This is a genomic window from Acinetobacter sp. GN11 (genome assembly GCF_054823985.1).
Window position 1 is genome coordinate 1 of record NZ_JRVL01000055.1, and the last position, 9,302, is coordinate 9,302.

At 36.4% G+C, this 9,302-nt stretch carries 10 protein-coding genes; 7 read left to right on the forward strand and 3 right to left on the reverse strand.

The features are described from left to right. Window positions 1–131: 131 nt before the first annotated feature. Window positions 132–830, reverse strand: coding sequence for an NAD(P)H-dependent oxidoreductase (locus NL42_RS07270; RefSeq protein WP_461312270.1), 699 nt, complete (start codon window positions 828–830; stop codon window positions 132–134). Window positions 831–986: 156 nt separating this feature from the next. Between NL42_RS07270 and NL42_RS07275 the strand changes: the two genes are divergently transcribed. Beyond that, window positions 987–2,012 (forward strand): AraC family transcriptional regulator, encoded by a 1,026-nt coding sequence (locus tag NL42_RS07275; protein ID WP_461312271.1) that lies wholly within the window; start codon window positions 987–989, stop codon window positions 2,010–2,012. A gap of 48 nt (window positions 2,013–2,060) precedes the next feature. Here the strand turns inward: NL42_RS07275 and NL42_RS07280 are convergent, their stop codons facing one another. Beyond that, window positions 2,061–3,053, reverse strand: coding sequence for a fatty acid desaturase family protein (locus NL42_RS07280; protein ID WP_461312272.1), 993 nt, complete (start codon window positions 3,051–3,053; stop codon window positions 2,061–2,063). Window positions 3,054–3,157: 104 nt separating this feature from the next. After that, window positions 3,158–3,958, reverse strand: coding sequence for a PaaX family transcriptional regulator C-terminal domain-containing protein (locus tag NL42_RS07285; protein WP_461312273.1), 801 nt, complete (start codon window positions 3,956–3,958; stop codon window positions 3,158–3,160). Window positions 3,959–4,306: 348 nt separating this feature from the next. On the opposite strand from NL42_RS07285, the gene NL42_RS07290 reads away from it, so the two are divergent. The 6 genes from NL42_RS07290 to NL42_RS07315 all read left to right on the forward strand — a co-directional run. Beyond that, the gene (locus NL42_RS07290) at window positions 4,307–5,125 is read left to right on the forward strand and encodes an undecaprenyl-diphosphate phosphatase (protein WP_016137097.1); all 819 of its coding nucleotides are present in this window, start codon (window positions 4,307–4,309) and stop codon (window positions 5,123–5,125) included. A 157-nt stretch (window positions 5,126–5,282) separates the two neighbouring features. Further along, window positions 5,283–6,179 carry an AraC family transcriptional regulator gene (locus NL42_RS07295; RefSeq protein WP_461312274.1) on the forward strand — a complete coding sequence of 299 codons (897 nt, stop codon included), beginning with the start codon at window positions 5,283–5,285 and terminating at the stop codon, window positions 6,177–6,179. Between the two features lie 46 nt (window positions 6,180–6,225). Next, window positions 6,226–7,224, forward strand: a complete 999-nt coding sequence (locus NL42_RS07300; protein ID WP_461312275.1) for an NAD(P)H-quinone oxidoreductase — start codon at window positions 6,226–6,228, stop codon at window positions 7,222–7,224. Between the two features lie 208 nt (window positions 7,225–7,432). Then, complete coding sequence (gene hchA, locus NL42_RS07305) at window positions 7,433–8,308, forward strand: glyoxalase III HchA (protein WP_461312276.1); 876 nt, start codon at window positions 7,433–7,435, stop codon at window positions 8,306–8,308. 133 nt (window positions 8,309–8,441) lie between these two features. After that, complete coding sequence (locus NL42_RS07310; protein WP_461312277.1) at window positions 8,442–8,951, forward strand: hypothetical protein; 510 nt, start codon at window positions 8,442–8,444, stop codon at window positions 8,949–8,951. A gap of 35 nt (window positions 8,952–8,986) precedes the next feature. After that, on the forward strand, window positions 8,987–9,302 hold a 316-nt coding region (locus tag NL42_RS07315), incomplete at its 3' end, for a hypothetical protein (protein WP_461312278.1).

The window sequence follows — 9,302 nt, forward strand, 5'->3', positions numbered from 1 at the left end:
TTAGTTTTTTTACCATTTGATCTATTTTTTGAGCGATTTTGATTTCCCTGCTTGGGAGTGACTATGATAGAGAATAACCAAAAATATAAAGATAGATTCGACTATTCTATCTTTAGAGCTAAAACACAGCGTTAGAGTGGGTATAGTTTTTCATCAAATTGCTCAAGCTTAGGAAATTCTAGTGGTTCAAGCTGGTCTAGATGAGTGAGGTAGGTTACATAGTCTTCGAGAAGGGTTTCTCGTGCTTCTTGGCTAATATAAGGTACGTGATAAGCAATGAATGGCGGTAAAACTTCAAAACCGGCATATGCCAAAGTACCACGTTGAATCGGTGATAAATAATTTTCAATTGGGCCGTGAATAGAGTTCTCTCCAAACATGTGTGTTCTACCACCGAGTGTTAAGCACAACATCGCTTTTTTACCTGCCATGCCGCCGTGGTTATAAAACCGCTTACCACCATAAAACAAGCCAGAGACGAACACACGATCAATCCAGCCCTTTAAAATTGCTGGAACAGATGTCCAATAAAGTGGGAAATTTAAAATAACTAAATCAGCTTTTTTTACTTTTTCAATTTCTGCTTGAATATCAGGAGCTAGAAGTTGATTTTTGCAGGCTTTTCTTTGCTCAAGTGCATAGTTAAAATAATCAGGTTGGTCGAGCTCTAAAAAATCCTCTTTGGACGCAACAGGGTTAAATTTCATCGCATATAAATCTGAAATCTCTACTGTGTGTCCCAATTTTTCTAAGGTTTGTTTAGCTGTACTTTTTAGAGCGGCAGTAAAAGACTGTGGTTCTGGATGAGCATGGACAATCAGAATGTTCATAAGGTGACCTATATTCTTTTCAGAAATTGTGCTGTCTAGTGCAATTCAGCGGATTTTGTTTTGAATAACTATGCATCAATTTAAAAGAATGGCATAGTTCATGAACTGACAGTTTTTACCATTTCACGCCATTTTATTTTGCTCAATGGGTCACTCATGAATCCAGAATTACCCGGAACTTATATTAACTTATTAGTTGAGACTACTAAGCGGTGGGGTATCTCTGGTGAGCAGCTTTTAAATGGAAGTGGAATAGCCTTAGACCAATTAAAAAAGCCTTACTGGTATGTTGAGTTCAACATCTTAAATCAGCTTATTGAACGGGCCATCGAGTTATGCAACGAGCCAGCATTAGCTGGGTATTTAGCTTTAAGCATGACGGCTTCATGTTATGGTTCAGTCGGAATGGCTGCTATAGTTTCTCCAAATTTAGGAGAAGCGCTGAAAATACTTGAACAGTTCATTGGCTCACGTTGTGAGGTTTTTAAACCAGAATTAAAACAAGAAAACAATTATGTATGTTGGTCAATTCATCAGCCCGTAAAAGCATTTCAGTTGAGCCCAAATGCCAACTTTTTTTTGTTAGTCGGTTTTGTTCAAATTGCGAAAAAATTAACAGAGCTTTCTCATTTAGGAAAAGTTGAATTAAAAATGCCAGAACCAATAGGTTTTTCACAAATAAGTCATCAACTAGGTGTTATTTGTTTATTCAATCAAAAGTGTAATCGTTGGATATTTCCAAAAGAGTATTTAGCACAGCCTGTATTAACGGCTGACCCAATGCTAGCGCCGTTGTTAAATGCACAATGTAAGCGGGATATAGAGAAATTAAAGTTAAAAAGTGGTTGGAAAGGGCAAGTCAAACAAGTTGCTGAAAAATTGCTTTTGAATGGGGAGATTGAGGCATTGAAAGTTGGGCAAGTTGCTCAAATCATGAATATATCGGAGCGAACCCTGCAACGCTATTTAGCTTTTGATCACACTAGTTTTACACTGTTGGTAGACTCCCTGAAAAAAGAGCATGCTCAGAAACTTTTAGCTCAAAATAACATGTCGATTGAAAAAGTGGCTTTAATGCTGGGTTATGCCGAGACTTCTCACTTCACTCGTGCGTTTAAGCGTTGGATGGGTGTTACGCCTAAATATTTCCAAACCAAACAGAAGATGGATGATTTAAGTTAAAAGACCACAAATTTAACTTCATGGCCTTTGATTTATTAATTGAATTCATTAAATAGATTTTTCTGGCTTAGATGAAAGTGACTCAATCACTTCAAAATAGCTCGGTGGTACTGGAACATGTCCACGATCTCTCAATAAACGATGCATACGCGGCAATTTGAAATAGGGTACCGAAGCCATTAAATGGTGCTCCATGTGGTAATTAACATGAATAGGGGCCACAAAGCTTCTAGCAATCCAACCTGCACGTGTTGTACGGGTATTCGTCAGAGCTGTATTACTTGTTTGCATTCCTGCATGTTCGGCCATGGAGCGAATTCTTAAAAATAATGGAAACGGTGTTACGTAAGCTAAAGGCCATAACCAATAAAACCGTTGTTGACCAAAAGCTTTTAAGACACCATAAAGAGCTACATTGGTTGCAATGGCTCCGCTACTGTTTTTTATAATACTTTTAGCATAGTCAACGAAGTCTTTATTACTTCGGTCTAGCCAGACTTGATCATTTGCAACCGTCCATTTCATTAAATCGAGATCCATTAACATTCGACCAAAGCTAAACTTTAATCCCGTCATACCCGTTAAGTCGCGTAAGAATTTACGAGTAAGCGATTTCTTGCTTACAGGAAAACCAGAAACTAAAGAAAGGTCTGGGTCATCTGGAGTAGACGTTTTTGCATGATGACGAACATGATGTACGCGATATTTTTGTAGATCATTCCAGATGGGACGGGCGCATAGCCACTCACCGACAAAGTCATTTATTTTTTTATTTTTGAACAAGCTTTTATGTGATGCATCATGCATCAAAATCGCTAGGCATAACTGGCGACCTGCCAATATTGCTAAGGCAAGCATACAAGCAAGTAATTTGCCCCTGCTCGGTAAGTAATCCCACATCATGATTAAGCTGGCAAATGTTCCACCAATAACAGCCCATGTACTTGCAACAGCCCAAGCACCATATGCATCTGAGGGTTGTGTGAGTTCCTGTATTTCTTCTCTGCTAAAGAGATCGGTCACACTGACTTGTGCGTTCATTTTTATTCTCCCAAATCAGATTTTGGTATCCATATTTATATTACCAATATAATCATAAAATTTAAAAAAATGTAATATTTGTTTGTAAAAAAATAAATCGACCTTTAATGGGCTAATTCATTTTCATAAAGTTTCTGCCAAAGTTTTTGTCCAATCGAATCGAGCTGCTGTACATTTTGAGCAAACTGATTGCGGGCATGTTCGTTAACAAATGGAGAGGGTAGCAGAGGATCGTTCATGAGTAAGGTAATCGTTTCGCGTCCTAATAACAAAGCTTGAGTGGCGGCCTCGTTTAAGGATAAATTTTTATAATTCAAAAGCCATTCTTGGATATCTTGACTATACATCTCATAATTTTCTTCAAGCTGCTTCGTATCCCATAAAGAAGGAATTAACGAAACTGTTTTTGAGTCAAATTTTTGAATAATAGAAATTTTGGCTTCAATTTCAAGGCCTGCTAAATTGAGTTCTTCGTATGTTTTTTCAAAGCTATAAGCTAAATTGTCTGGACGTATATAAATTCCAGTTTCGAGTTGTCTAAAACCAAATTGACGTAAAGCATGTTCTCTCTTTTTTAAAGCGGTCCGATCTATACGACCTAAAGTACCCGTAAATACCGCCAGATAATTCTGTTGCCATTCTTTGGTCTGTTTAATGCCATTTTTACGATTCAAAATGACTTTTGCCCAGTCTTTGGTAGATGGCGAAAGTTGATAGATACCGCGCTCGACACTTTCTATCATGCCTTCATTTAATAGCCGAGTCGTCGCAACACGAATGCCGTTGTCACTCATATTAAAGAGTTTAGCGGCAATCAATATTTGTTTAATGGTGAGCTGAGGATAAGCAGAGGAAAGAAATAAATCGATAATAAGATGACGTGCATTAATTTTGGTATTTTTCATTCAGATAGAATTTTTGATATGAGTTGCATGTAAGAAAAATAATATCATGTTTTTATAATGTCTTTTTAAGATCATTTTTAGGGGCAATAAGCTTAAAAATCTTTAGCTATAGAATGAGAAATTTTGTAGTTCTTAACCAAGTTCATCTTTTTACGATAGTTAACCTAAGATTGTCATGATGATGTGATACATTATTCCCCTTTAAATAAACCGCCTTTTGCTAAGGGCAATAACCACAAATGCTAGAAATGATCTGATATTGGGCATGAACTAGGCCAAAATTATGGTTTATACATGATATAAAACAAATTTTTAGACTTTTCTGGTGATTAACTTTTTGAGCAAGTGATGGAAAATTTTGAAGTTATAAAAGCACTGTTTTTAGGCTTTGTCGAAGGCTTAACTGAATTTTTACCAATCTCGAGTACAGGCCATTTAATTTTATTTGGTCATATTATCGATTTCCATTCAGACGGCGGTCGTGTATTTGAGGTCGTAATCCAGTTAGGTGCTATTTTGGCAGTGTGCTGGTTATACCGACAAAAAATTGTTAACTTGATTAAAGGCTTCTTTAGTGGTGATGTGGAATCACGTCATTTTGCTATCAGTGTGCTTATCGCTTTCTTCCCAGCAGTTATTATTGGGGTTTTGGCAGTAGACTTTATTAAAAGTGTTTTATTCAGCCCAATTGTGGTGGCGATTGCCTTAATTGTCGGGGCACTTATTATTTTCTGGGTTGAATCTAGACAATTTGAACATAAGACACTCGATGCAACCAAAATTACTTTTAAACAAGCACTTTTAGTCGGACTTGCTCAATGTGTTGCCATGATTCCAGGAACTTCACGTTCAGGTGCAACAATTGTGGGCGGAATGTTTGCGGGCTTGTCACGTAAAGCAGCTACAGAATTCTCTTTCTTCCTTGCTATGCCAACCATGTTAGGCGCTGCAACTTTTGATTTGGTTAAAAATGCTGACGTACTGACCGCCGATAATATGATTAATATTGGGGTAGGTTTTGTTGCTGCTTTTATTGCCGCATTGTTTGTTGTAAAAGCATTGGTGCTGTTTGTAGAGCGTCATACGTTACGTGTATTTGCTTGGTATCGAATTGCACTCGGTGTAATCATTTTGATTGCAGCAATGTTCTTTAATTTATCGGCTTAAATAATCTGATGAAGTGAAAAACCTAGAATGTTCTAGGTTTTTTTATGCCTAAAAATTGATTTGAATTGCCTATTTATACAAAGTAAACGTAAGACAGATGTTTTCATTTTAGGTTCATTGTTATATTGATTATTAGATTACTTGCCACAATAAAACTATGCCGCAAAATCATCTTACAGAACATTTGGTCGATGCATTTTTGCACTTGGCTCCAGCAGAAGGCCTCTATCCTACTTTTATCTCTAACATCACTTTGATGCGTGTAGATCATTCCACACCTCCTGTTGCAGTGCTGCAAGAACCCTCAATTGTTTTAGTGATACAGGGATTAAAGCGAGGGTATATTGGTAAAGAAATCTTTCCATTTAAACAAGGGCAGTGCTTATTCATCTCGATTGCAATACCGTTTGATTGCGATACTGTTGTTGAAAATAATGAACCAATGCTAGCGATAGCAATAAAATTTGAACCACAAATGATGACTGATCTCATTACTAAAATGGATAAACAGCAACAAGTGGTTACTGAAGATGCTCACTCAGAAGATTTAAAATTAAGCTGTGGGCTTAGAGTGATTGACATGAATGCGACCATTTCAGAGGTCGCTCTCAGATTGCTCAATTTACTTCGCTCTAAACAAGATACTTTTATATTGGGTGAGCAAGTTAAAAGAGAATTGGTTTATCGTGTAGTGCAGGCCTCAGGTGGAAATCTAATCGAGAGTTTATCGGCTATAGCAAGTCGAAATGGCGTGATTTACACCATTTGTGAAATTATTCAGCGTGATTATTATCATAACTTAACGGTTCAAGAGTTGGCGAAACAAGCGGGCATGAGTATATCGCTTTTTCATCAGACTTTTAAAAATGTGACGAATTATTCGCCTTTACAGTACATCAAAATTACTCGGTTACATAAGGCACGTGAGTTAATCATGAACAATAAAATGGGCGTAGCAGAAGCAGCCTATGAAGTCGGTTATGTCAGTGCCTCACAATTTAGTCGAGAATTTAAACGACTGTTTGGAATTCCACCTAAGTCTTCGATTATTTAACTTAGATCAGTGTTTTTAAAATATAAATCAAACATGGAGCATATAAATGACCCTTCCAACCACTATGAAAATTATTGAAATTACCGCTCCAGGTGGACCTGAGGTTCTAAAAGTTCAAGAGGCTAATATTCCAGTACTTCAAACAGATGAAGTCTTGATTGAAGTAAAGGCTGCGGGAATTAACCGCCCTGACGTGTTACAGCGTATGGGGCTATATCCAATGCCTAAAGGTGTTACTCAAATACCGGGACTAGAAGTTGCTGGAGTGGTGGTTGCGGTAGGTGACCAAGTGCAACAGTTCAAAGTCGGAGATAAAGTTTGTGCTTTAACAAACGGTGGTGGCTATGCAGAGTACTGTGCAGTTGCTGCGACACAAGTATTACCAATACCTGAAAATTTATCGTTTACTCAAGCCGCTGCCATTCCAGAAACGTTCTTCACAGTTTGGGCCAATCTGTTTGATATCGGACGTTTAAAGGCAAATGAAACAGCATTGATTCACGGAGGGGCTAGTGGCATTGGCACCACTGCTTTAGCCATTTGCAATGCTTTAGGGATTAAAACTTTTGCTACGGTTGGAAGCGAAGATAAAGTTGAGGCACTCTCTAATTTGACCATAGCAATTAACTATAAAACCCAAGATTTTGAGCAGGAAATTTTAAAACAAACACAAGATCAAGGTGTTGATGTTATTTTGGATATTGTGGGTGGCTCTTATTTCCAGAAAAATTTAAATCTATTAAAACGTGATGGTCGACTTGTCATTATTGGTTTTATGGGTGGTCGAATCGCAAAAGAATTTGATTTACAAAAATTGATTTTAAAGCGTGCCACGATTACGGGTTCAACGATGCGAGCGCGTACTAGTGAAGAAAAAGCACAAATTGCCCAATCTTTGCATGAGCATGTGTGGCCATTACTGGCACAAGGTAAGTGTTTACCTCAAATCTATAAAACGTATGCTTTTTCAGATGTACAAAGTGCTCATGAATGTATGGAGCAGGGTGATCACATCGGAAAGATCGTTTTAGAAATGAATGCGTAAAGCTGTAATCACTAAAGTTTAGGTGAACGACAGGTTCGCCTAAACTAAATTTTATAATTTAAAACTCTGCCTATTTCTCTATAAAAATTGCCAAATTCTATTGGCAGATTGCACCAGTTCTATGACTTCACCTATAAATTGAGTAAGAAATAAGAATTGGCTCTTAATTTATTATTTCTTTCCATACTGATGAAAAAGGATAGTAACAATGAATACCGCAAATATTGATGATAAAAATCCTACTCCAGATTTGGCTGAAGATAATGCCTTTTTCCCATCACCTTATTCACTGAGTCAATATACTGCTCCAAAAACAGATTACGATGGAACTACATACTCAACGCCGTATACGGGCAGTAAAAAAATCTTAGTGATTGCAACCGATGAACGTTATATTCAAATGCAAAACGGCAAGTTTTTTTCTACTGGGAATCATCCTGTTGAAATGCTTTTACCGATGTTTCATTTAGATAATGCTGGCTTTGAAATTGATGTTGCGACACTTTCAGGTAATCCAGCTAAGCTTGAAATGTGGGCGATGCCAAAGCAAGAACAGGTTGTATTAGACACTTTTCAAAAATATGCAGACAAGTTAAAAAATCCTCTGAAACTCTCAGATATTTTAGAAAATGTAGTAGGGGAAAATTCACCTTATGCGGCTGTCTTTATTCCGGGTGGGCATGGTGCATTAGCTAAGATTCCACATAGCCTTGAAGTAAAAAAAGTCCTTAAATGGGCAGTTGAACAAGATAAATTTATTATTACTTTATGTCATGGGCCTGCTGCATTATTGGCTGCGGCTGTAGACGAAGCGCCTGAAAACTATATTTTCAAAGGTTATCAAATTTGTGTATTCCCTTATGCTCTAGATGCAGGGGCGAATATCGATATTGGCTATATGCCGGGTGCGTTACCTTGGTTAGTTGGTGAAAACCTTGAAAAACTCGGTGTGGAAATTTTAAATAAGGGTATTACCGGACAATGTCATAGAGACCGTAAATTGTTAACAGGTGATAGTCCGCTTGCTTCTAATAATTTAGGCAAACTTGCAGCTGAAACGTTGTTGGCTGAAGTGAAGGATTGAGTATATTGTTCTATCGAAATAGGGCTTTTATTAAGTCCTATTTTTTTATAATAAATAGAGTGTTAGGTGGAAATTTGAAAATGGTAAATGATGTAAAATCAGTATAATAAGTAAGGGGTAGGAGAATATTAAAATGATAAAAATAGAAGATATAAATCTACTTGAGCAAGGATATAAGTTGGTTTTTGATTTAAGGTCATCTTCTTCAATATTGATGGATGAAAATTATATCAAAAATATACAACAAACTACGTTGGATAAGGGAACAACTATGGGGCTTAAGGGTGACAATGGTTTATATGCAGCAGCTGAATGGTGGGGAAATATCGAAAATGGTAATATAGAAAATTACTATGTTAGAGGGTTAATAGTTGAAATAAATGAAGAAAATCCATTTATAGATGGAAGTACCATGATTACAATTAAAGTAAATGGAACTGATAAAGAAATATTTCAAGATATAGTTTTTACTAATGAAAAAGAAAAGGCTATAAGTAAAGAGCTCTATAAAGTTGGAAATGAAATAGTATCCATTTATATTTTGGATAAATTAAAAGAGGATGATGTTTGGAATTGGGTAGTAGAAGAAAAACTAGGTGTTTCTCCATTACTTAATAGGGTTTATATTAAGGGTGGGGATTAAAATTATTCTATATTGATGGGTTGTAGGTGTTTAATATGAATGAAGATGAAATTAATATTACAGCCTATAACTATGTGGGTTATATTAAATTAAATAAAGATATTATTTTTCCTGCTGATGGTAATAAAAATGATGTTATTTATAACCAAAGTGGAGTTAATAGGAGAGTTTTTTCGGGATACGTTAGCTTTCCAGAAGTTGAAAAGAACACTTTATTTTATATGAAAGCTTTTTTGCTTACTCTTACTGTAGATATACCTTGTAAGGAAGAAATTCATTCTTTAATTAAAATATTTTCATATTGTGACAACCACTCTTCATTAATTGAAAAATTATCATTAGGACTAAAAT